At 70.0% G+C, this 20,799-nt stretch carries 17 protein-coding genes and 1 pseudogene; 8 read left to right on the top strand and 10 right to left on the bottom strand.

Going from position 1 to position 20,799, the window contains the following annotated elements; genetic code table 11:
* Positions 1–28 precede the first annotated feature (28 nt).
* The 3 genes from JGR68_RS12310 to JGR68_RS12300 all read left to right on the top strand — a co-directional run bounded on the left by JGR68_RS12310 (position 29) and on the right by JGR68_RS12300 (position 5,639).
* Entirely contained in the window at positions 29–1,612 is a 1,584-nt protein-coding gene (locus tag JGR68_RS12310) for an AbgT family transporter (protein WP_199362325.1), read from the top strand.
* A 196-nt stretch (positions 1,613–1,808) separates the two neighbouring features.
* Positions 1,809–3,302, top strand: coding sequence for an oligopeptide:H+ symporter (locus JGR68_RS12305; protein WP_234446656.1), 1,494 nt, complete (start codon positions 1,809–1,811; stop codon positions 3,300–3,302).
* A 762-nt stretch (positions 3,303–4,064) separates the two neighbouring features.
* A complete protein-coding gene (locus JGR68_RS12300) occupies positions 4,065–5,639 on the top strand; it encodes a peptide MFS transporter (protein ID WP_234446514.1) in 1,575 nt (524 codons plus the stop codon).
* A gap of 69 nt (positions 5,640–5,708) precedes the next feature.
* Here the strand turns inward: JGR68_RS12300 and JGR68_RS12295 are convergent, their stop codons facing one another.
* Together JGR68_RS12295 and JGR68_RS12290 are read right to left on the bottom strand one after the other, a co-directional pair.
* Entirely contained in the window at positions 5,709–7,316 is a 1,608-nt protein-coding gene (locus tag JGR68_RS12295) for a sulfotransferase (protein ID WP_199362322.1), read from the bottom strand.
* Positions 7,317–7,328: 12 nt separating this feature from the next.
* Positions 7,329–7,805, bottom strand: a complete 477-nt coding sequence (locus JGR68_RS12290) for a MarR family transcriptional regulator (protein ID WP_199362321.1) — start codon at positions 7,803–7,805, stop codon at positions 7,329–7,331.
* A gap of 78 nt (positions 7,806–7,883) precedes the next feature.
* Between JGR68_RS12290 and hppD the strand changes: the two genes are divergently transcribed.
* The 4 genes from hppD to JGR68_RS12270 all read left to right on the top strand — a co-directional run bounded on the left by hppD (position 7,884) and on the right by JGR68_RS12270 (position 12,392).
* Positions 7,884–8,984: a 4-hydroxyphenylpyruvate dioxygenase gene (hppD, locus tag JGR68_RS12285; protein ID WP_199362320.1), complete on the top strand. Its 1,101-nt coding sequence runs from the start codon at positions 7,884–7,886 to the stop codon at positions 8,982–8,984.
* A 372-nt stretch (positions 8,985–9,356) separates the two neighbouring features.
* Complete coding sequence (gene hmgA, locus JGR68_RS12280; protein ID WP_199362645.1) at positions 9,357–10,652, top strand: homogentisate 1,2-dioxygenase; 1,296 nt, start codon at positions 9,357–9,359, stop codon at positions 10,650–10,652.
* An 86-nt stretch (positions 10,653–10,738) separates the two neighbouring features.
* Positions 10,739–11,365, top strand: a complete 627-nt coding sequence (locus tag JGR68_RS12275; protein ID WP_207750184.1) for a lectin — start codon at positions 10,739–10,741, stop codon at positions 11,363–11,365.
* Between the two features lie 73 nt (positions 11,366–11,438).
* Positions 11,439–12,392, top strand: coding sequence for a sodium:calcium antiporter (locus tag JGR68_RS12270; protein ID WP_199362319.1), 954 nt, complete (start codon positions 11,439–11,441; stop codon positions 12,390–12,392).
* A gap of 74 nt (positions 12,393–12,466) precedes the next feature.
* Here the strand turns inward: JGR68_RS12270 and JGR68_RS12265 are convergent.
* The 6 genes and pseudogenes from JGR68_RS12265 to JGR68_RS12240 all read right to left on the bottom strand — a co-directional run.
* Positions 12,467–12,778, bottom strand: a pseudogene (locus tag JGR68_RS12265) (Na+/H+ antiporter subunit G); the annotation flags it as partial.
* The gene (locus JGR68_RS12260) at positions 12,775–13,017 is read right to left on the bottom strand and encodes a K+/H+ antiporter subunit F (protein ID WP_234446655.1); all 243 of its coding nucleotides are present in this window, start codon (positions 13,015–13,017) and stop codon (positions 12,775–12,777) included. The gene JGR68_RS12260 and the pseudogene JGR68_RS12265, both read right to left, overlap by 4 nt.
* Positions 13,018–13,085: 68 nt before the next feature.
* Positions 13,086–13,529, bottom strand: a complete 444-nt coding sequence (locus JGR68_RS12255; protein ID WP_199362642.1) for a Na+/H+ antiporter subunit E — start codon at positions 13,527–13,529, stop codon at positions 13,086–13,088.
* A gap of 44 nt (positions 13,530–13,573) precedes the next feature.
* Positions 13,574–15,124, bottom strand: coding sequence for a monovalent cation/H+ antiporter subunit D (locus tag JGR68_RS12250; RefSeq protein ID WP_199362317.1), 1,551 nt, complete (start codon positions 15,122–15,124; stop codon positions 13,574–13,576).
* Positions 15,124–15,483, bottom strand: coding sequence for a Na+/H+ antiporter subunit C (locus JGR68_RS12245; protein ID WP_199362316.1), 360 nt, complete (start codon positions 15,481–15,483; stop codon positions 15,124–15,126). The genes JGR68_RS12250 and JGR68_RS12245 overlap by 1 nt, the downstream gene beginning before the upstream one ends.
* Positions 15,483–18,314, bottom strand: a complete 2,832-nt coding sequence (locus JGR68_RS12240) for a monovalent cation/H+ antiporter subunit A (RefSeq protein WP_199362315.1) — start codon at positions 18,312–18,314, stop codon at positions 15,483–15,485. Before JGR68_RS12240 ends, JGR68_RS12245 begins: the two co-directional genes overlap by 1 nt.
* 156 nt (positions 18,315–18,470) lie before the next feature.
* Between JGR68_RS12240 and JGR68_RS12235 the strand changes: the two genes are divergently transcribed.
* A complete protein-coding gene (locus JGR68_RS12235) occupies positions 18,471–19,343 on the top strand; it encodes an NAD-dependent epimerase/dehydratase family protein (protein ID WP_199362314.1) in 873 nt (290 codons plus the stop codon).
* Positions 19,344–19,355: 12 nt separating this feature from the next.
* On the opposite strand, the gene JGR68_RS12230 is transcribed toward JGR68_RS12235, so the two are convergent.
* Together JGR68_RS12230 and JGR68_RS12225 are read right to left on the bottom strand one after the other, a co-directional pair.
* The gene (locus JGR68_RS12230; protein ID WP_199362313.1) at positions 19,356–20,243 is read right to left on the bottom strand and encodes a DMT family transporter; all 888 of its coding nucleotides are present in this window, start codon (positions 20,241–20,243) and stop codon (positions 19,356–19,358) included.
* Between the two features lie 29 nt (positions 20,244–20,272).
* Positions 20,273–20,758 carry an Mpo1-like protein gene (locus tag JGR68_RS12225; RefSeq protein WP_199362312.1) on the bottom strand — a complete coding sequence of 162 codons (486 nt, stop codon included), beginning with the start codon at positions 20,756–20,758 and terminating at the stop codon, positions 20,273–20,275.
* Positions 20,759–20,799: the final 41 nt, after the last annotated feature.

Genomic DNA, 20,799 nt, shown 5'->3' with positions numbered 1-20,799 from the left:
GCGGTTTGCCAAATGGTGGACCCACAGCATGATGCAGCCCGTTCCGGAGACCGCGCCGCCGTCGCGCGGCGCCATGGCCCGCTTCCTCGACGCGATCGAGCGCGTCGGCAACCGCCTCCCGGATCCCGCGATGCTGTTCCTGCTGCTGATGCTCCTGGTCTGGGCCCTGTCCTGGGCGCTGTCGGGCATCGATTTCGCCGCGTCCGACCCGCGCACCGGCGAGCCCATCCGCATCGTCAACCAGCTGGCCGGCGAATCGCTGACCGCCTTCATGGCCAACATGGTCCGGGTCTTCCTCGGCTTCGCACCGCTGGGCGTGGTGCTGGTGGCGATGCTCGGCCTGGGCGTGGCCGAGCACACCGGCTTCATCAACGCCGCCCTGCGCCGCGCGCTGTCGGTGACGCCAAAGCAGCTGCTGACGCCGGCCCTGGTGGCGGTGGCGGTGCTGAGCCATGTCGCGGTGGACGCGGGCTACGTGCTGGTGATCCCGCTGGGCGGGGTGATCTTCTACGCCGCGGGGAGGCATCCGATCGCCGGCATCGCCGCGGCATTCTGCGGCGTCTCGGGCGGCTTCTCGGCCACGCTGTTCGTGCCCTCGTCGCTGGACCCGATGCTCGCGACCTTCACCCAGAGCGCGGCGCAGATCCTCGATCCGGCGCACGTGGTCAACCCGCTCAACAACTGGGTGTTCACCACCGCGTCCTCGTTCCTGATCATCGCCATCGGCTGGTTTGTCACCGACCGCATCGTCGAGCCGCGGCTGCAGCGCATGCAGGTCGACGGCGACACCAGCGACCTGCCGACCATGGAGCCGCTGACCGCGCCCGAGCGCCGCGGCCTGGCCTGGGCGTTGGCGGCCATGGCCATCGCCGGCCTGCTGTTCGCGCTGAGCCTGTGGCCGGACACCAGCCCCTGGCGCGCCGCGCCCGACCAGGTGCCCGACGGCAGCCACCCGCTGCTGGTCGCCGCGGCGCCGGTGATGCAATCGATCGTGGCGCTGATCTTCGTGTTCTTCCTGCTGCCGGGCGTGGTCTACGGCTACGTCGCCGGCACCGTGCAGTCGCATCGCGACATCATCGGCGCGATGACCAGGGCCATGGCGGGCATGGGCTATTACATCGTGATCGCGTTCTTCATCGCCCAGTTCCTGGCCGGCTTCAACGGCTCGGGCCTGGGTACGCTGATGGCGGTCGAGGGCGCCGATTTCCTGAAGGCACTGGGCCTGCCGATGTGGATGACGATCATCGGCCTGATCGCCATGACCGCGATCGTGAACCTGTTCATCGGCTCGGCCTCGGCCAAGTGGGCGCTGCTGGCGCCGATCATGGTGCCGCTGATGATGCAGCTGGGCGTCTCGCCGGACCTGACCCAGGCGGCCTATCGGGTTGGCGACTCGATGACCACCATCCTGACCCCGCTGATGCCGTATTTCCCGCTGATCGTGGTGTTCTGCCAGCGCTACGTGAAGTCGGCCGGCATCGGCACCCTGGTGTCGACGATGCTGCCGTACTCGGTGGCGCTGTCGGTGCTGTGGACGCTGTTCCTGCTGGCGTTCTGGGCCTTCGACGTGCCGCTCGGGATCGGCGCGAGCTACGGCTACCCGTCGGACTGAGCCATCTGCGGCCGGCCATGGCCGCAGGCAGTTCCCAAGACCCCGCCGTCCGGGATAAGTTTGCGCCCGAGACGACCGGCGAAAGCGCGGCCGTGGCGCCGCCGGAGCCCGTGCCTGGGCGTGTGCGGAAGTCCGTTGCACCCAAAGGGGAGTCACGTTGATGAGTTCAAACCGCGTCGAGCCCGCCGGGCCTGGCATGGATCCACCTGCCGCCGGCTCCGGCATCCCGGAGTTCGCCCAGGTCATGGGTCACCCGCGTCCGCTGTGGATGCTGTTCATGACCGAGTTCTGGGAGCGCTTCGCCTTCTACGGCATGCGCTGGGCCCTGGTGCTCTACATCGTGGCCCAGTTCCACGGCGGTGACGCCTCGGGCGAAGCGCCGGCCAGCGAGCTCTACGGCGCCTACCTGGCCCTGGTGTACGCGGCGGCGATCTTCGGCGGCTATGTCGCCGACAAGCTGATCGGCTACCAGCGGGCGATCCTGCTCGGCGCGGTGTTCATGGCCGCGGGCCTGTTCATGATCACCACGCCCAGCGATGCCTGGCTCAAGCTCGGCCTGGCGACGGTGATCGTCGGCAACGGCCTGTTCAAGCCGATCATCTCGACCATGGTCGGCAAGCTCTACGCCACCGGTGACCAGCGGCGCGACTCCGGCTTCACCATCTTCTACATGGGCATCAACATGGGCGCCTTCATCGCGCCCATCCTGACCGGCTGGCTGGCCGAGAAGGTCTTCGGCGCCGACGGCATGCCGGCCTACAAGGTGGTGTTCATCGCCTCGGGCATCGGCATGCTGGTCAGCCTGCTGTGGTTCTGGTTCGGCCGCGCCCAGCTCAAGGGCATCGGCGCGGCACCGGCGGACGCGCCGGGCATGGGCCGCGTGCTGGCGGTGGCGGTCGGTGCCCTGGCCGCGATCCCCGCGTTCTACGCCCTGCTGACGATCGAGGCCGGCGTGCTCAACTGGATCCTGCTGGCGCTGTTCGTGGTGCCGGCGATCATGCTGCTGGTCGAGGGCATCCGCGAAGGCTCGAAGCAGCGCGACATGGTGATCGCGATGCTGATCATCTTCGGCTTCAACGTGCTGTTCTGGATGTTCTTCGAGCAGGCCGGCAGTTCGTTCAACTTCCTGGCGCAGAACATCGTCAACCGCGACCTCGGCGGCTGGATCTTCCCGGTGGGCTGGTTCCAGTCGGTGAACTCGATCGCGATCATCACGCTCGCGCCGATCATCGCGTGGCTGTGGGTGAAGATGGGCCGCGCCAATCCCTCGATCCCGCGCAAGTTCGGCCTGGGCCTGATCTTCAATGGACTGGCCTTCCTGCTGCTGATGCTGGCGCTGTCGAGCATGGTCGACCCGGCCACGCTGAAGATCCCGTTCTGGACGCTGTTCATGGTCTACGTCATCCAGTCGATCGGCGAGCTCTGCCTGTCGCCGATCGGCCTGTCGATGACCACCAAGCTGGCGCCGTCCAAGCTCACCGGCCTGGCGATGGGCGGCTGGTTCCTGTCGATCGCGATCGGCAACAACCTGTCGGGCATGTTCGCCTCCAGCGTCAGCGGCGAAGGCGGCATGACCGTGGAATCGGCACATGCCGGTTACACGTTCGGCTTCTGGGCACTGCTCGGCGCGGGCGTCCTGCTGTTCCTGATCGCGCCGCTGATCCAGCGGCTGATGCATGGGGTGAAGTGATCGGGAGCCGGGCGCAGGCGATGTCCTGACCCGGCGCGGCGCCACGCGCGTCGCGAGGGATCCACGCAGCGGCGGCCTTCGGGCCGCCGCTTGCGTTCTGGCTGGCGCCTGGCGCAGTGCGTGGTGACGGCGGCACTTTGACTGGCGCCAAGATCGCGCGCTCCGGGCCGTGGACTTGCCGTCGCTCCGATGGGGATCGCGCGGCCCGTCCCGCACACAGGGGGTGTGCTCCCCCGTCCTGTCCGCATCCTGCTCCCAAGGCCGGCCGCCGGCCATCCATGGCCGGCTGTACGCACACCCCCTGTGCGCGGGACGGGCTGTGGCCAGTGTCGGCTTCGGGGGAAGAGCAAGGGCAACGGCTGAGTGAAAGCCGCAGCTGCAGCCAGAGCTACAGCCACAGCCACCACCACTACAGCCAGAGCTACAGCCACGCCAAGGGCGATCGCGGCTGTAGCCGCTCCTACAGGGGCAGGGGCGCGATGATTGGGATTTCGGGTCTTCCCGATCGCGGAGGTGGTGGTGCCTGCCACGGATGCAGGGGGGATGACCAGAGCCGGCCATGGATGGCCGGCGGCCGGAACTGGGAGCAGGACGCGGACATTCCGGCTGGGCATCCCCCCTGCATCCGTGGCAGGCGGCGCGGTCCTCCAAAGAGCGTGCCTCCCACGACGGCGAGGCCTGTTCAGCTTCCATGCGGCGACTTCACGCGTTAAGTTGGCCGATTCGGCTCGTGGAATGCGGGCGCAATCACGGAGTAGCGAGTTGGCCCATCCAGACCACGCCCTCGAGGCCCAGAAGACCATCCTCGGTCACCCGCGCGGCCTGTTCGTGCTGTTTTTCGCCGAGATGTGGGAGCGTTTCTCCTACTACGGCATGCGCGCGCTGCTGATCTTCTACCTCGTGCAGCACTGGATGTTCTCGGACTCCGATGCCTCGGTGATCTACGGCGCGTATACCGCGCTGGTGTACATCGCGCCGGTCGTGGGCGGCTATCTCGCCGACCGTTACCTGGGCCAGCGCAAGGCGGTGCTGTTCGGCGCCGTGCTGCTGACCTTCGGCCATTTCCTGATGGCCTTCGAAGGCACCGGCGGCCAGGACGCGCCGGAGATGAACATCTTCTGGCTGGCGCTGTCCTTCATCATCGTCGGCTCGGGCTTCCTCAAGGCCAACATCTCGGTGATGGTCGGCCAGCTGTACCCGCGCACCGACATCCGTCGCGATCCGGCGTACACGATCTTCTACATGGGCATCAACCTGGGCGCGATGCTCGGTTCGCTGATCGCGGGCTACCTCGGCCAGACCTACGGCTGGAAGTACGGCTTCGGTGCCGCCGGCGTGGGCATGCTGCTGGGCCTGGTTGTGTTCGTGATCGGCAAGCCGATGCTGATGGGCCGCGGCGAGTCGCGCGCACCCGAGCGGCTGGCGAAGCCGGTGCTCGGCGGCATCACCTTCGAGTGGGTGCTGTACGCGCTGGCCTTCCTGTCGGTGGGCCTGGTGTGGTTCATGATCCAGAACCAGAAGCTGGTCGGCTTCCTGCTCGGCGGCGCCGGCGTGGTGCTGCTGGGCTACGTGCTGGTCACGGCGGTGTTCAAGCTCAGCCGCGAAGAGCGCAACCGCATCATCGCCGCGCTCTACCTGATCGTGGGCTCGATCCTGTTCTGGGCGCTGTTCGAGCAGGCGGGCGCATCGCTCAACCTGTTCACCGACCGCTCGGTGGATCGCGCGATCTTCGGCTGGGAAGTCCCGGCCTCGATGTTCCAGTCGCTCAACTCGATGTACATCATCGCGCTGGCGCCGCTGTTCGCGATGTTCTGGCTGTGGCTGGCCAAGCGCGGCTGGGAGCCGTCGGCGCCGGCGAAGTTCGCGCTGGGCGTGGTGATGGTGGGCCTGGGCTTCCTGGTGCTGGTGTGGGGCGCGCAGGCCGCCGGCCCCGGCGCCACGCCGGTGATCTTCATCTTCCTGATCTACCTGATCCACACCATGGGCGAGCTGTGCCTGTCGCCGGTGGGACTGTCGGCGATGAACCGCCTGGCACCCGCGCAGATGGCGAGCCTGATCATGGGCGCGTGGTTCTTCGCCTCGGCCACCGGCAACTTCGCTGCGGGCCTCATCTCCGCCGCGACCGGTGGGGAGGGCGGCGGCGTGGATCGGGTGATGGAGGTCTACTTCAACGTCGGCTGGCTGGCGGTGGGCGTGGGCGTGGTGATGCTGGTGATCGCGCCGGTGGTCAAGAAGCTCATGCACCTCGAGACGCTGCGTGACGATGACCTCGCGGGGCAGAGCGAACTCGGCGAGCCGGCCGCTGCCGGGATCGACGTCACCGAGGAACGCCGCTGAGCGCCGTCTCGCGTACTCGGGCTGAATGACATGCCGCGCCCTCCGGGGCGCGGTTTTTTTGCGCGGAGTTCAGTCCAGCGTGACGCCGAGGCCTGCGGCAAGCGGGCCGAGGTGGTCGCGGTAGGGCAGCCAGTCGGGCGCGCGCGGCGCCCGCAGGCCCGAGCGCACCTGCGCGGCGCTGGCGGTGGCGACCGCGCCGCCGCTGCGTTCGGGCTTCAGTACCGCGGGATCGAAGGCCAGGCCGAGATGGCCGGTCACGCGCTGCATCGTGGCCTCGGGATCACGCAGCAGCTCGTGGTGGCGCACATCGAGCACCCTCGGGCCCAGCACGTCCCGCCAGTGCGACATCAAGGCCGCGTGCGCCTGGTGCCAGGCCGCCAGTTCGCCCTGGTCATAGGACCAGCGCGCGAAGCCGCCGTAGAGCATGCGCAGGTTGGAGAAGCACACGTCCATCGGCGCGCGCGTGGTGTGGATGAAGCGCGCCCGTGGCAGCGCGCGGGCGATGCAGCCGAGGAGCAGCGAGTTGGTCGGCAGCTTCTCGGTCCACAGCGCGCGGCCGCGGGCCCGCCACGCATTCGCGGCCATGAAGTCGCGGCCCAGTGCGGGCCAGTCGACCGCGTCCAGCCGCTCCAGCAGCGTCGTGTCGACCAGGCCCTGGGCGCGGTGGTCGGCGGCCAGGCGCAGCGCCGCGGCGAAGCCCATGCTCTCGCCGCCTTCGGACACCGACGGATGACCGCCGAGCATGCGCTCGAGCACGCTCGAGCCCGAGCGGAACAGGCCGACGATGAACACCGGCGCAGGAGCGTCACGGTCGGCCACGTGTCCCGCGCGAGCGACGAAGTCCGCATCGCAGCGCGCGCGGATCGCATCCACCAGCCGCAGGTCGTCGCCGGCGTCATAGCGCAGCGTCGCCCGCTTGGCGCGCATGCCGCGTTCGAGCTCGGGCCAGGCCTGCGCGTGTTCACCGAGGTCGTGCAGCTCGTCGAACAGCGCATGGCTGAAGTGGATGTCGTGTTCGCTGCCCGGCGCGACGCGCGCGCGCTCTTTGCGCAGCCGCGCGATGCGCACGGGCGCGCCCACGCGGTCCTCCGCGCGCAGCTGCGACAGCCGGCGGTGGGCGTGCGCGAAATGGGGCGCGGCGGCGATCGCCTGCTGCAGGTCCTCGCGCGCACCGGGCATGTCGCCCAGGAACAGCCGGACGCTGCCGCGCACGTAGCGTGCCGGCGCGTGCCCGGGCTCGCGCGTCACGGCGCGGTCCAGCCAGGCCAGCGCCTCCCGGTGCAGGTCTTCGTCGACGAGCAGATCGGCGAGGGCGACGAGGTCGTCGACGGGCGGTGCATCCGCGTGCCCGCCGAGCGTCGCGGACAGCTCGGTCAGCGCACGGGTTTCATGCAGGCCGCGCAGCAGGCGCGCGAGCGCCAACGCGTGCGGCCAGCCACGTGGTCGAGCCGCATGGGCGCGCAGGGCGGCGGCGTGCATGGCGCGATAGTGGCCGGCGCGGCCGCTGGCCCTGGCCAGTCCGATCCAGGCGCCGGCGTCATCGGGGGCGTCCGCCGCCAGCGCGGCATAGGCCGAAGCGGCGCCGGTCCAGTCGCGGGCCGCGGCCAGCGCGTTGGCGCGCTGCCGGGCGTCGGCGTGCAGGGGATCGGAATCGCCGGGGCCGGGGTCGGACGACATCAGCGCGAGGCGTCAGAGCCCGTAGCGTTCCCCGAGCCGATCGAGCATGCGCGAGAACTGCAGGCGCTCCTCGTCGCTCAGCGGTGCCAGCAGTTCGCGTTCGTAGGACAGCGCCAGCGGCGCGACCTCGGAGTAGACCTCGCGGCCGGCATCGCTGAGCTCGAGCACCGAGCGCCGACGGTCGTCGCCGTGGGTCTCGCGATGCAGCAGCCCGCGCTCGAGCAGGCGCGCGACCGCGCGGCTGACCGCGACCTTGTCCATGGCGCTGCGCTCGGCCACGCCCACCGCCGACATGCCGGGGAAACGCCCCAGCACGGCGAGGATCCGCCACTCGGTGATCGCCAGGCCGAAGCGGTCACCGTAGGCTTCGGCGATCTCCTGGCTGACGACATTCGACAACACGCTCAGCTGGTAGGGAATGAAGCGCTCGAGATCGAGGATCGCGGCGCCGTCGTCGTCTGCGGCAGGGGGCGGAGGAGTTGCGTTCATTGCTGCGTCGCGCCTTGCAACTGGTTTCATCTGAAACTATAACAGTCGACCCCTCCCCGTCCACTGCCAGGAGCCGCCATGAGCGCCCAGACCCAGGCCAGCACCCAGCCGAACCTCGGCATGCAGGTCACCACCTTCGAAAACCCGATGGGCATCAACGGCTTCGAGTTCGTCGAGTTCGCAGCGCCCGCCGGCCGCGCCGATTCGATGCGCGACTACCTGCAGAAGCTGGGCTTCACCGCTGTCGCCCGGCACCGCCAGCGCGCGATCACCCTGTACCGCCAGGGCACGATCAACTTCCTGCTCAACGAGGAGCCCGATTCCTTCGCGTCCGGCTTCGCCGCCAGCCACGGCCCCTCGGCCTGCGGCTTCGCGATCCGCTTCAAGCGTCCGAGCGCCGAAGTGCTGGAGCACGTGCTCGCCAACGGCGGCGAGAAGGCCGACCACAAGGCCGACACCGGCGCGGTCGACTTCCCGGCGATCAAGGGCATCGGCGACTGCATGCTCTACCTGGTCGACGACGGCGCCGACGTCTACGCCGACTACGAGCCGCTGCCGGGCGTGGACCAGCATCCGCGCGGCTTCGGCCTGACCTTCATCGACCACCTCACGCACAACCTGTTCCTCGGGAACATGCAGAAGTGGTCGGACTACTACGAGACGCTGTTCAACTTCCGCGAGATCCGCTACTTCGACATCAAGGGCTCCAAGACCGGCCTGCTGTCGAAGGCGATGACCGCGCCGGACGGCGTGGTGCGCATCCCGCTCAACGAGTCGTCCGACGAGAAGAGCCAGATCAACGAATACCTGCGCGACTACAAGGGCGAGGGCATCCAGCACATCGCGCTGTTCACCGACGACATCTACGAGTCGGTGGAGAAGATGCGCGAAGCCGGCATCGCCTTCCTCGACACACCGGACACCTATTTCGACGTGATCGACCAGCGCGTGCCCGACCACGGCGAGGACGTCGATCGCCTGCGCAGGAACGCGATCCTGATCGACGCCGACATGGAAACGAAGAAGCGCCTGCTGCTGCAGATCTTCGGCCAGAACGCGTTTGGCCCGATCTTCTTCGAGATCATCCAGCGCAAGGGCAACGAAGGCTTCGGCGAAGGCAACTTCCAGGCCTTGTTCGAGTCGATCGAGCGCGACCAGATGCGCCGCGGCGTGCTGTAGACACGGCTTTGGCCACGGATTTGCGCGGATAAAGGCGGACTTGCGCGGATAGAGCGGAAAGGCGGAAAAGGCGGAGAAAGCGAAGGGCGTTTGGCCACGGATGACGCGGATGACGCGGATGACGCGGATCAGTGCGGGGCCAGCGCAAACACCACGCCCCGCATCGGCTTATTCCTTCAATGGGCTTTCGGCCTCGTTCTCGCCTCGGCCAGATCCGCGCAATCCGCGTCATCCGCGTCATCCGCGGCAAAAAAAGCTTCCGCTGTTGCCCAAGCGCTTCTGCCCTATCCGTGCAAATCCGCGCCTTTCAGCGTAAATCCGTGGCAAAAAAAAGCTCGAAGTCTTTAACGGGAGACAACCGTGGTCGGATACATGTCGGGGTTTGGCAACGAGTTCGCCACCGAGGCGGTGGCCGGGGCGCTGCCGGTGGGGCGGAATTCGCCGCAGCGGGTGGCGCATGGCCTGTATGCCGAGCAGCTCACCGGGACGGCGTTCACCGCGCCGCGGCATGCCAACCGGCGCAGCTGGCTGTACCGGATCCGGCCTGCGGCGATGCATGGCAGCTTCGAGCTGGTGTCGCAGCCGCGCCTGCATGAGGACTTCTGCGCCGGGCCGGTGACGCCCGACCAGCTCCGCTGGGATCCGCTGCCGATGCCGGCCGACGGCCAGCGGGTCGACTTCGTCGACGGGCTGTTCACCATGGCCGGCAACGGCGGGTCCGCGGCCGGGACCGGCGTCGGCATCCACATGTACGCGGCCAATGCGTCGATGCAGGGGCGCTTCTTCTACAGCGCCGACGGCGAACTGTTGATCGTTCCCCAGGAAGGGCGGCTGCGCATCGCCACCGAGCTCGGCGTGCTCGAGGTCGAGCCCCAGGAGATCGCGGTGATCCCGCGCGGCGTGCGCTTCCGCGTCGAGCTTCCCGGGGCCGGGCAGGGCGGCGGCGCTGCGCGCGGCTACGTCTGCGAGAACTACGGCGCCCTGCTGCAGCTGCCCGATCTCGGACCGATCGGCTCGAATGGCCTGGCCAACCCGCGCGATTTCCTGGCCCCGGTGGCCGCGTACGAGGAGGACGAGGGCGACTTCGAGCTGGTCGCAAAGTTCCAGGGCCACCTCTGGCGCGCCGCGATCGGCCACTCGCCGCTGGACGTGGTCGCCTGGCACGGCAACTACGCGCCATACAAGTACGACCTGCGGCGCTTCAACGCGATCGGCTCGATCAGCTACGACCACCCGGATCCGTCGATCTTCCTGGTGCTGCATTCGCCAAGCGACACGCCCGGCACCAGCAACATGGACTTCGCGATCTTCCCGCCGCGCTGGCTGGTGGCCCAGGACACCTTCCGTCCGCCGTGGTTCCACCGCAACGTCGCCAGCGAGTTCATGGGCCTGGTGCACGGTGCCTACGACGCCAAGGCCGAGGGCTTCGCGCCGGGTGGCTGCTCGCTGCACAACTGCATGACCGGCCACGGCCCGGATGCCGCGACCTTCGAAAAGGCTTCGGCGGCCGACCTCTCCAGGCCCGACGTCATCAGCGACACCATGGCCTTCATGTTCGAGACCCGCGGCGTGATCCGGCCAACGCGCCAGGCGCTCGACGCCGCCCACCGGCAGCAGCAGTACCAGGCCTGCTGGGCCGGCCTGCAGCGGCATTTCCGCGCGGGGTGACGCCCGCCCCGCGCTGCCGGCGGCGTGCATGTCGCCTGCGCCCGGTTTTGTCGTAGCCTTGGGCTCCCGCTTCCGGAGCCCCACGCATGCGCCTGATCCGTACCGCCGCCCTGCCGCTCGCCCTGGTCCTTGCCCTCGCTGCCTGCAACGCCGACCGTGACACCGCCGCGGCGGTGGACGCGTCCACCGCGGCCATCGAGGCGCTCGAGCCCGGCACCGAACCTCCGGGTGCAGCGGATGCGATCCCGGCGTCCGGCGATTCGCGCATGGACGGCTACGCCGTGCTTGACTTCGGCATGTCCGCCGAAGAAGCGCGCACGGACTGGACCGGCAATCCGCTGGAGCCGGCCGGGCCCGCGGAGGATCCGATGGCCTGCCATCACCTGAGTCCGGCGGGGCAGGAGACCCCGGCGCAGCTCGCCTTCATGTTCGAGGACGACATCTTCGTCCGCTACAGCGCCGAGTCCGACCAGATCACCGCGCCCGGCGGCGGCCGCGTCGGCATGGACGAGGCCGCGCTGGCCGGGCTGTACGGCACGCGCCTGGAGTCGATGCCGCACAAGTACGTCGAGGGCGGCAAGGTGCTGATGAGCCCCGAGGACGCCGGCACGCTGCCCTCGCAGCTGGTCTTCGAACTCGACGCCGCCGGCCGCGTGACCAGCTGGCGCGTCGGGCTTGCGCCGCAGATCGGCTACGTCGAAGGCTGCAGCTGAGCGCCGCGGCCGTCACGGCCATCGCCGCTCCCGCGGGAGCGGTCCGTCTCCAACCGCGCTGAGGGGAAGCCCGATGTTCGAAGCGATCATGTTCACCCTGTTCGGCCTGCTGCTGCTGGGACTGGGCGGTGACTCCCTGGTCAAGGGCGCCTCCGGGCTCGCGCAGGGCCTGCGCATCCCGCCGTTCACCGTCGGCCTGTGCCTGGTGGCGGTGGCCACCTCGCTTCCGGAGCTGGCGGTGAACGCCCGCGCGCTGGTGTCGGGCGACCGCGCGTTGGCGCTCGGCAACGCGGTGGGCAGCAACATCGTCAACATCGGCCTGACCCTCGGCCTGGCGGCCCTCGCGGCGCCGCTGGTGCTGCGCTGGCGCGCGCTCTCGCCGTTGCTCGCGGTGCTGCTGCTGGCGACGCTGGCGGTGGCGCTGATGTCGCTGGACGGCGGGCTGTCGCGCATCGAAGGCGTCATCCTGCTGCTGGCCTTCGCGGCCGTGGTGGCCTTTACCGCCATGCGCGCCGGCGACGAATCGCCCGAGGTCCGGGCCGAAGTCGATGCCTTCATCGCCACCCGCGGCGGCACCGGCCTCAACGTGATCCGGGTGGTGGTGGCCGCGGCCCTGCTGTGGCTGGGCGCAGGGTGGATCGTCGGCCACGTGCCGATGATCGGGCACGCGCTGGGCATGGACTCGCTGGTCGCCGGCCTGGTGCTGGTGGCGATCGGGACCGCGCTGCCGGAGGCCGCCGCGGCGGTGGCCGGCGCGCGCCGCGGCCAGGGCGACATCGTGGCCGGCCACGTCATCGGCTCGAGCGTCTTCAACCTGCTGCTGGTGCTGGGCGGCATGGCGGCGGTCGGCGGCACCGTGCCGGTGCCAGCCTCGTTCGTGCGCCTGGAGCTGCCGGTGGCCTTCCTGTTCGCGCTGCTGCTGGTGCCGCTTCTGCGCGGCAACACCACGGTCAGCCGCGGCGAGGGCGGGCTGCTGCTGGCGGCCTTCGCGGCCTGGGTGGTGCTGGAGCTCGCGCTCCTGCGCTGAGGCGCGGCTCAGTATCCCTCGTCGTCGCCGCCGTCGGGACGCGGTGGCACGTGCGTGTCCTCGTCCGACTTCCCGGGCAGCTGCGGCCATTCGTCCATGCGCAGCGACAGCGCGGCCTTCGACATCAGGTGCGCGCTGATCGGCGCGGTGATCAGCAGGAAGGCGGTGATCAGCAGCTCGCGCGGCTGCGGGTCGCTGCCCAGGAACAGGTGGTAGCCGACCGACGCGGCCAGCACGCAGCCGACGCCGAGGGTGCTGGCCTTGGTCGGCGCGTGCAGGCGGCGGAAGAACTCGGACAGCTTGACCAGGCCGATGCCGCCCATCAGCAGGAAGAAGCTTCCGACCAGCAGCAGGGCCACCAGCAGCAGTTCCCAGAAGACGTTCATTCGACGATGTCCCTCCGGATGACGTACTTGCTCAGCACCACCGTGGTGACGAAGCCCAGCATCGCGATGATCAGCGCCGCCTCGAAATAGATCGCGGTCTTGAGGTACATGCCCAGCAGCATCAGCTCGGCGATGGCGGTGACGTTGAGCGTGTCCAAAGCGAGGATGCGGTCGGGCACGGTGGGGCCGCGCAAGAGGCGCCACAGCGCGAGCAGCATCGAGGCGCCGACCACGTACATCGACACGCCGATGGCGACGTCGATCAGGCTGTGGCCGAACAGGTGCAGGCCGGCGAATTCGGGCGTGTTCACGGGAAGATCTCCATCAGCGGGCGCTCGTAGCGGCGCTTGATGTCGGCCACCAGCGTCGCTTCGTCGGCCAGGTCGAGCACATGCACGAGCAGGTAGCGGCGGTCGTCGGAGAGCGCGGCGGTCACGGTGCCCGGGGTGAGCGTGATGCAGCAGGCCAGCGCGGTGATGCCGTGGATGTTGCCGATCTCCAGCGGATACCAGATGAAGCCGGAGTGGATCCGCGACTCCTTGGCCAGCACCTGCCGCGCGACGCGCACGTTGCACATCAGGATGTCCCAGAGCAGCACCACGAAGAGCTTCGGCAGCGGGCGCAGCGTGCCGAAGCGGGCGAACTCGCGGTCGATCCGGGTGGCGTAGAGCGGGATCACCAGGCCCAGCACCAGGGCCAGGGTGAACTGCGCGGCGTTGATCTCCGACACCATCAGCAGCCAGAACGCCATGATCGCCAGGGTCAGCGGCAGCGAGGGCAGGAAGGCACGGCGGTTCACGGCAGCCTCCTCGCCGGCATGGCCGCGCGCACCTGCTCGATGTAGGTCGACGGCGCCAGCAGCTGGTCCGCGGTGGCGCGGGTGTAGGCGGTCACCGGTCCGGGCGCCACCGACATCGCCACGCCGTAGCTCAGCAGGAGCATGGTGGCGACGGTCTCGGGCAGCCTCAGGCGGCCACGTGCGTTGCGCGGGAGGTCACCGGGCAGGGACGCCTGCACCGGTGCGGGCTTCCAGAAGATCCGCGTGCCGGCACGGGTCAGGCCCACGATCACCAGCATGCTGCTGCCCAGGATCGCCGGCCAGGCCCACTGGATGTCGGCCTCGGGCACCGCTTGCAGCAGCATCGTCTTGCCGATGAAGCCCGACAGCGGCGGCAGGCCGGCCACCGAGACCGCGCCCACCAGGAACATCACGCCCGCCATCACGCGCACGCCGGGCGCGGGGACGAAGGCGCGCAGCGCGTCGCCGGCATCGCCGCGCCCGCGACGCACCAGGTCGGCGATCAGGAACAGAGCCGCCGCGACGAAGGTGCTGTGCACCAGGTAATAGAGGCCCGCGGCGATGGTGCCGGCCGAACGCAGGCCGAAGGCGATGAACAGCGTCGTCGCCGAGACGATCACGATATAGGCCACCAGCACCCGCAGCCGCGAGGCGGCCAGCACGCCGAGCGTGGCCAGGGCCAGCCCGCCGACCGCGGCCGGCAGCATCCACTCCCAGCCGTAGCCGGCCAGCGGACCGGCGTGGTCGCCCAGGACCAGCGAGCCCACGCGCAGCACCGCGTAGATGCCGACCTTGGTCATGATCACGAACAGCGCCGCGACCGCCGCCGGTGCGCGCGTGTAGGCCTCGGGCAGCCACAGGTACAGCGGCAACAGGGCGGCCTTGGCGCAGAACACCGCCAGCAGCAGGCCGATGGTGGCCTTGGCCAGCGGCAGACTCGCTTCCGGCACCTCGGCCACGCGCGCCGCCAGCTCGGCCATGTTGAGCGTGCCGAAGACGCCGTACACCAGGCCCAGCGCGATCAGGAACAGGGTCGATGCGGCGATGTTGAAGGCCACATAGTGCAGGCCCGCGCTCATGCGCACGCCGCGCCCGCCCGAGAGCAGCAGTCCGTACGAGGCGATCAGCATCACCTCGAAGAACACGAACAGGTTGAACACGTCGCCGGTGAGGAAGGCCCCGTTGAGGCCCATCAGCTGCAGCTGGAACAGCGCGTGGAAGTGCGGCGCGCGCCGGTCCCAGCCCGAGCACGCATGCAGCAGGCAGGCCGCGCCCAGCAGCGAGCTGGTGAGCACCATCATCGCCGAGAGCCGGTCCACCATCAGCGCGATGCCGATCCGGGCCGGCCAGTCGCCGACCAGGTAGACCAGCACCGAGCCCTGGTGCGCGCGCGCCACCAGCAGCGCCGAGACCAGCACGGTGGCAAGCATGAACACCCAGCCCACCGAGCGCTGGACCACGGTGCCCACGCGCCGGTGCTCGACGAACAGCGACAGCGCGCCGCCCAGCAGCGGCAGCAGGATCGGGAGGATCGGCAGGTGGGTCATCAGCGCTGCTCCCGGTCGTCGCGCACGTCGCCGGCATCGACATGGTCGCTGTCGTTGTCGGCGCGGCTGCGCATGGCCAGGACGATGGCCACCGCGGTCATCGCGAACGAGATCACGATGGCGGTCAGCACCAGGGCCTGCGGCAGCGGATCGGCGTGGTTGGCCAGGGTGGCATCCAGGCCGGGCTGCAGCACGGGGGGCTTGCCCACGACCAGGCGGCCGCTGGAGAAGATCAGCAGGTTGGTGGCGTAGGACAGCAGGGTCAGGCCGAGGACGACGTCGAAGCTGCGCGCGCGCAGGATCAGGTAGACGCCGGCGAAGACCAGCACGCCGATGCCGCTGGCGATGGCCATTTCCATCAGATGGCCTCCCCGGTGATGGCCGAGCGTGTGGCCGGGTCGATCGTGCCGCGGTGGGCGATCATCTTCTTGGAGGGCTTGAGCGTGCCCATCATCGACAGGATCAGCATCGTGCTTCCGAACACCACCAGGTAGACGCCGAGATCGAACACGGCGGCGCTGGCCAGGGGGATCGTGCCCAGCAGCGGCAGCTCGAGGTCGTAATGGCCGCTGGACAGGAAGGGCAGGTCGAGCAGCATCGCCCCGGCGCCGCCGAACAGGGCGATCAGCAGGCCCAGGCCGATCGCGCGGATGTAGTCGAAGCCGAAGCGCGCCTCGACCGACGCCGCGCCCTGGATCACATACTGGATCAGCAGCGGCACCGCCAGGGTCAGGCCGGCGATGAAGCCGCCGCCGGGCGAGTTGTGGCCGCGCAGGAACAGGAAGATCGAGACCACGAGCGTCAGCGGGAACATCATCTGCGCCAGGTCGGCCGGCACCGGCAGCTTGATCGGCGGGCCGGGCATGACCTTCTCGGGCGCCATGCGCGCGCGGCGCAGCATGGCGTGCACCGCAAGCCCGGCGATGCCGAACACGGTGATCTCGCCCAGGGTGTCGAAGCCGCGGAAGTCGACCAGGATCACGTTGACGATGTTGCTGCCCCAGGCCTCGGGCAGCGCGCGCGCGGTGATCTCGGCGGCGGCGCCGTTGATCGGCGGGCGGGTCATCATCACCCAGGCCAGGGCGGCGGTGCCGGCGCCGGCCACCAGCGCGACCGCGCCATCGCGCAGGCGCCGCCAGATCGAGCGCTCTGGGGGCGAATCCTTGGGCAGGTAGTGCAGGCCCAGCAGCATCAGCGATACGGTCACCAGCTCCACCAGCAGCTGGGTGAGGGCGAGGTCGGGCGCCGACAGCGCCACGAAAGTCATGCTGACCGCCAGGCCGCAGCCGCCGATGATGATCACCGCCAGCAGCCGGTTGCGGTACAGCGCGAGCGTCGCCAGCGCGCTGCACACCAGCAGCAGCCACAGCACCCAGGCCAGGCGGACCATCGGCTGGGAGACGAACGCGACCGGCGGCCGTGGTTCGCCCCAGGCGGCGACGAAGGGCGCCGCGCCGGCGGCGATCGCCACCAGCACCAGCCACAGCAGGCTGCGCTGCATGCTGCCGTTGGCGACGGTGTGGGTGAAGCGGCGGCCGAGGCGGAACAGCGCCTCGATGTTGAGGTGGAACAGCCGGCGCCCCTGCGACTGGCGCACGATCGCATGCAGGTCGAGCACGCGGTCGAGGCCGAGGTAGAGCAGCACGCCGCAGACCACGCCGCCCAGGCTCATCAGCAACGGCGTGTTGATGCCGTGCCAGACCGCCAGGCTGTAGTCGGGCAGCGCGTCGCCGAGCACGCCGCGCGCCGCGGTCTCCAGCGCCGGGCCGACGGTCCACTGCGGCGCGATGCCCACCGCCATGCAGGTCACCACCAGGATCGCCACCGGCACCTGCATGAAGCGCGGCGGCTCGTGCACCGGCGTGTCCACGGCCCGCGGCCCGCGGCCGAGGAAGGTGTCGCGGACGAAGCGCAGGCTGTAGGCCACGCCGAAGGTCGCGAACAGGAAGGCGGCGACGGTGATGAAGCCGCGCATCTCCTCGTGCCCCTCGATCTCCAGCGCCTGGGCGAAGAACATCTCCTTCGACAGGAAGCCGTTGAGCAGCGGGATGCCGGCCATCGCCAGCGAGGCGATGATCGCCAGCGCGCTGGTGTAGGGCATCAGCCGGCGCAGGCCGCCGAGGCGGCGCATGTCGCGGGTGCCGGTCTCGTGGTCGATGATGCCGGCGGCCATGAACAGCGAGGCCTTGAAGGTGGCGTGGTTGAGGATGTGGAACATCGCCGCGACCACGGCCATCGGCGTCGACAGGCCCAGCAGCAGGGTGATCAGGCCGAGGTGGGAGATGGTCGAGTACGCCAGCACGCCCTTGATGTCGTGCTGGAAGATCGCGTTCCAGGCGCCGATCAGCAGCGTCAGCGCGCCGACGCTGGAGACCACGTAGAAGAACAGGTCGGTGCCGGCGAGCGAGGGATGCAGGCGTGCGAGCAGGAACACGCCGGCCTTCACCATCGTCGCCGAGTGCAGGTAGGCGGAGACCGGCGTGGGCGCGGCCATCGCGTGCGGCAGCCAGAAATGCACCGGGAACTGCGCGCTCTTGGTGAACACGCCGGCCAGCACCAAGCCCAGGATCCAGGGATAGAGCGCGTCGGCGCGGATCGCGTCGCCGGCCGCGAGCACCGCGTCGAGCTCGTAGCTTCCGACCACGCGTCCGATCAGCACCACGCCACCGAGCAGCGCCAGGCCGCCGGCGGCGGTGATGGTCAGCGCCATGCGCGCGCCCTCGCGGGCATCGTCGCGATGGAACCAGAAGCCGATCAGCAGGAACGAGCTGATCGATGTCAGCTCCCAGAACACGACGGTGAGCAGGAGGTTGCCCGACAGCACCATGCCCAGCATGGCGCCCATGAACACCAGCAGGAAGCAGAAGAAGCGGCGGGTCTTTTCCTGCGGGCCGAGGTAGTAGTGCGCATACAGCACCACCAGGGCGCCGATGCCCAGCACCATCAGCGAGAACATCCAGCCCAGGCCATCCAGGCGCAGGCTGAAGGCGAGGCCGGCCTGCGGCAGCCATTCGTGCATCGCGCGCGGGATGTCGCCGGCCATCACCGACGGCGTGAGCCACGCCAGCACCGCCAACGCCAGCAGCGGCGCGAGACCGGCGAGCCACGCGACCGCCCGGGCTGGCGCATCGCGCAGGATCGCGAGCACCAGCGCCAGCACGAATGGCAGGGCCAGCATCAGTTCAAGCATCAGTGTCCTTGGGTCTTGCAGGGGGACGCCGCGCTCCGCACGGCCCTGCCGATTCTAGCAGCGCGGGATGTCACGCCCCGGTGGCCGCGTCGCCTATCCTGCGTCGATGCGTTCCACTGCAGCCGCCATCGCCATGCGCCACCGGACGCCGTTCGCGTGAGCGCCACGGGCGCGCGTGCGCTGCTGTTCGGCGGCAGCGGACAGGTGGGTGCGGCCGTGCTCGCGCGCCTGCTGCACGCGGGCTGGGAGGTCGATGCGCTGTCGCGCAGCGACCAGGTGCCGGCGCCGGGACTGCGCTGGCTGCGCGGCGGGTTCGACGCCATGCCCGCGCTGGCGCGCCGCTACGATGCGATCGTCAGTTGCGGCCCGCTGGACCATTTCGCGCACTGGCAGGCGCGCACCGGCATCGACGCGTCGCGCGTGGTGGCCTTCGGGTCGACCAGCCTGGCGGTCAAGCGCGGCTCGGCGGATGACGGCGAGCGCGGACTGGCGGCGCGGCTGGCCGCGGCCGAAGGCGCGCTGTTCGCCGCCGCGAAGGCGCGCGGCACGACGGCGATCGTGCTGCGCCCGACCCTGGTCTACGGGGCCGGACGCGACCAGACCCTGACCCGCATCGCGGCGATGGCCCGGCGGGCCGGGGCGTTCCCGCTTCCGCGCGGCGCCGTCGGCCTGCGCCAGCCGGTGCACGTGGACGACCTGGCGGCGACCGCGCTGGCCGCGCTGGCCGCGCGCGGCGCCGGCGGCCGCGGCTATGACCTGCCCGGCGGCGAAACCCTGGCCTATCGCGACATGGTCGCGCGCGTCCTGGCGGCCCTGGAGCCACCCGCGCGCCTGGTGGAGCTGCCGGCGCCGCTGTTCGCGCTGCTCGCCGGCGCGCTGCGCGCCACCGGCCGGCTGCAGGGCTTCGGCGCCGAAGCGCAGGCGCGCCTGCGCCAGGACCTGGTGTTCGACCTCGCGCCGGCGGCCAGGGCGCTGGGGCACGCCCCGCGGGCCTTCAATCCCGACGCGGCGATGTTCCAGGCGCGATGAGCGCAGCGGCGCTCAGATCTCGCGCGCCGGCGGCAGCGGGCGCGCCTTGGCCAGCGCGCGCAGCGCGATCGCCGCCACGCCGCCCAGCACCAGTGCGCCACCGATCCACAGCTGCGGACCCGGCTCGTCGCCCCAGAACACGATGCCCAGCCCGACCGCCAGCAGCGGCGTCAGCAGCAGCCACGGCGTGAGCTGGGCCACCGGATGGCGCTGCAGCAGCAGGAAGTACACGCCGTGGCCCAGCAGCGAGGCCACCAGCGCCGAATAGGCCACGCCGATCCAGGCGCGCGGGCTGGCTTCGGCCAGCGCGGCCAGCCCGCCCGGCTCGAAGGCGAGGCTGATCGCCAGCAGCGGCCCGATCGCGATCAGCGCGCTCCAGCCCTGCTGGGTGACCAGGCCGATCCCGCCCAGCCGGCGCATCAGCACCGTGCCGAGGGCGAGGAACGCGGCCGAGGCGAGCATCGCCAGCATCGCCGCGGGCTTGTCGATGAGCGAGGGATCGAAGCCGATCACCATCACGCCGATGAAGCTCGCCGCGATCGCGGTGCCGGTGCGCCAGGCGAAGCGCTCGCCGAGCACCACCCATGCCAGCAGGGCGGACATCGGCACGTAGCTCTGCATCACGATCGCGACCGCGGACAGCTCGCCGGCCAGCCGCAGCGCCCAGAAGCTGAGGCCGAAATGCAGGACGTTCATGCACACGGCCACGGCCAGGAAGCGCGGCCACTGCGCGCGCCGCACCGGCTTGAGGAAGGGCGCCAGCACCAGCGCCACGATCGACATGCGCAGCGCGGTGTACAGGAAGGCCGGCAGCTCGAGCAGGGCATAGGCGGAGAACAGGAAGTTCCCCGCCCAGGCCAGGCAGATGGCCAGGACCAGCAGGAGGTCGCGAGGTGACATGCGGCATTGTCACCCGCGCGGCCCGCGGCCTACCAGCGCAGGCCGAGCCGGCGGTAGAGCTTGGCCAGCACCCAGGCGGGTCCGATCAGCAGGTAGACCAGGTCGGTCAGGAAGCTCGGCTTGCGGCCCTCGAGCTTGTGGCCGACGAACTGCGCGATCCAGGCGACGACGAACACCGCGATCGCGAGTTTCAGCAGGCCGCCTCGCCCCAGTTCGGCGAACAGCCACCAGGTCAGCGCCGAGAACGCCACGAACACCAGCAGCATGCCGACGCCGAGCGCACGCGAGCTGCGCTGGTAGAACAGCCACGCCGCGAACATCGGCAGCGCGGCCCAGATGCCCGGCTGGAACAGCGTGCCGGGCGCGGGGATGCACCACAGCAGGGCGATCACGCTCCACGCGATCGCCGGGACCGCCAGCACGTGGATGGCCTGGTTGGTGTGGTTGCGATGGTCGCCCGAATAGCTGTCGAACCAGCGGTCGATCGGGCGGTCTGCGTGTCCCTGCGCTGCCATGCGGGCTCCCCGGCGCGTGTCTCGCCAGAGCATAGGCCAAA

The sequence above is a fragment of the Luteimonas sp. MC1750 genome, assembly GCF_016615955.1.
Taxonomy (GTDB): Bacteria; Pseudomonadota; Gammaproteobacteria; order Xanthomonadales; family Xanthomonadaceae; genus Luteimonas.
Note: the sequence above shows the minus strand (reverse complement) of the source record. Positions and strands in the feature narration are given on the sequence as shown.

Excerpts from the sequence above, each read along its gene's own strand:
- JGR68_RS12310 (WP_199362325.1), top strand. The coding sequence starts at position 29 with ATGATGCAGCCCGTTCCGGAGACCGCGCCGCCGTCGCGCGGCGCCATG.
- JGR68_RS12305 (WP_234446656.1), top strand. The coding sequence starts at position 1,809 with ATGGATCCACCTGCCGCCGGCTCCGGCATCCCGGAGTTCGCCCAGGTC.
- JGR68_RS12295 (WP_199362322.1), bottom strand. The coding sequence starts at position 7,316 with ATGTCGTCCGACCCCGGCCCCGGCGATTCCGATCCCCTGCACGCCGAC.
- JGR68_RS12290 (WP_199362321.1), bottom strand. The coding sequence starts at position 7,805 with ATGAACGCAACTCCTCCGCCCCCTGCCGCAGACGACGACGGCGCCGCG.
- hppD (WP_199362320.1), top strand. The coding sequence starts at position 7,884 with ATGAGCGCCCAGACCCAGGCCAGCACCCAGCCGAACCTCGGCATGCAG.
- hmgA (WP_199362645.1), top strand. The coding sequence starts at position 9,357 with ATGTCGGGGTTTGGCAACGAGTTCGCCACCGAGGCGGTGGCCGGGGCG.
- JGR68_RS12275 (WP_207750184.1), top strand. The coding sequence starts at position 10,739 with ATGCGCCTGATCCGTACCGCCGCCCTGCCGCTCGCCCTGGTCCTTGCC.
- JGR68_RS12270 (WP_199362319.1), top strand. The coding sequence starts at position 11,439 with ATGTTCGAAGCGATCATGTTCACCCTGTTCGGCCTGCTGCTGCTGGGA.
- JGR68_RS12260 (WP_234446655.1), bottom strand. The coding sequence starts at position 13,017 with ATGTACGTGGTCGGCGCCTCGATGCTGCTCGCGCTGTGGCGCCTCTTG.
- JGR68_RS12255 (WP_199362642.1), bottom strand. The coding sequence starts at position 13,529 with ATGGCGTTCTGGCTGCTGATGGTGTCGGAGATCAACGCCGCGCAGTTC.
- JGR68_RS12250 (WP_199362317.1), bottom strand. The coding sequence starts at position 15,124 with ATGACCCACCTGCCGATCCTCCCGATCCTGCTGCCGCTGCTGGGCGGC.
- JGR68_RS12245 (WP_199362316.1), bottom strand. The coding sequence starts at position 15,483 with ATGGAAATGGCCATCGCCAGCGGCATCGGCGTGCTGGTCTTCGCCGGC.
- JGR68_RS12240 (WP_199362315.1), bottom strand. The coding sequence starts at position 18,314 with ATGCTTGAACTGATGCTGGCCCTGCCATTCGTGCTGGCGCTGGTGCTC.
- JGR68_RS12230 (WP_199362313.1), bottom strand. The coding sequence starts at position 20,243 with ATGTCACCTCGCGACCTCCTGCTGGTCCTGGCCATCTGCCTGGCCTGG.
- JGR68_RS12225 (WP_199362312.1), bottom strand. The coding sequence starts at position 20,758 with ATGGCAGCGCAGGGACACGCAGACCGCCCGATCGACCGCTGGTTCGAC.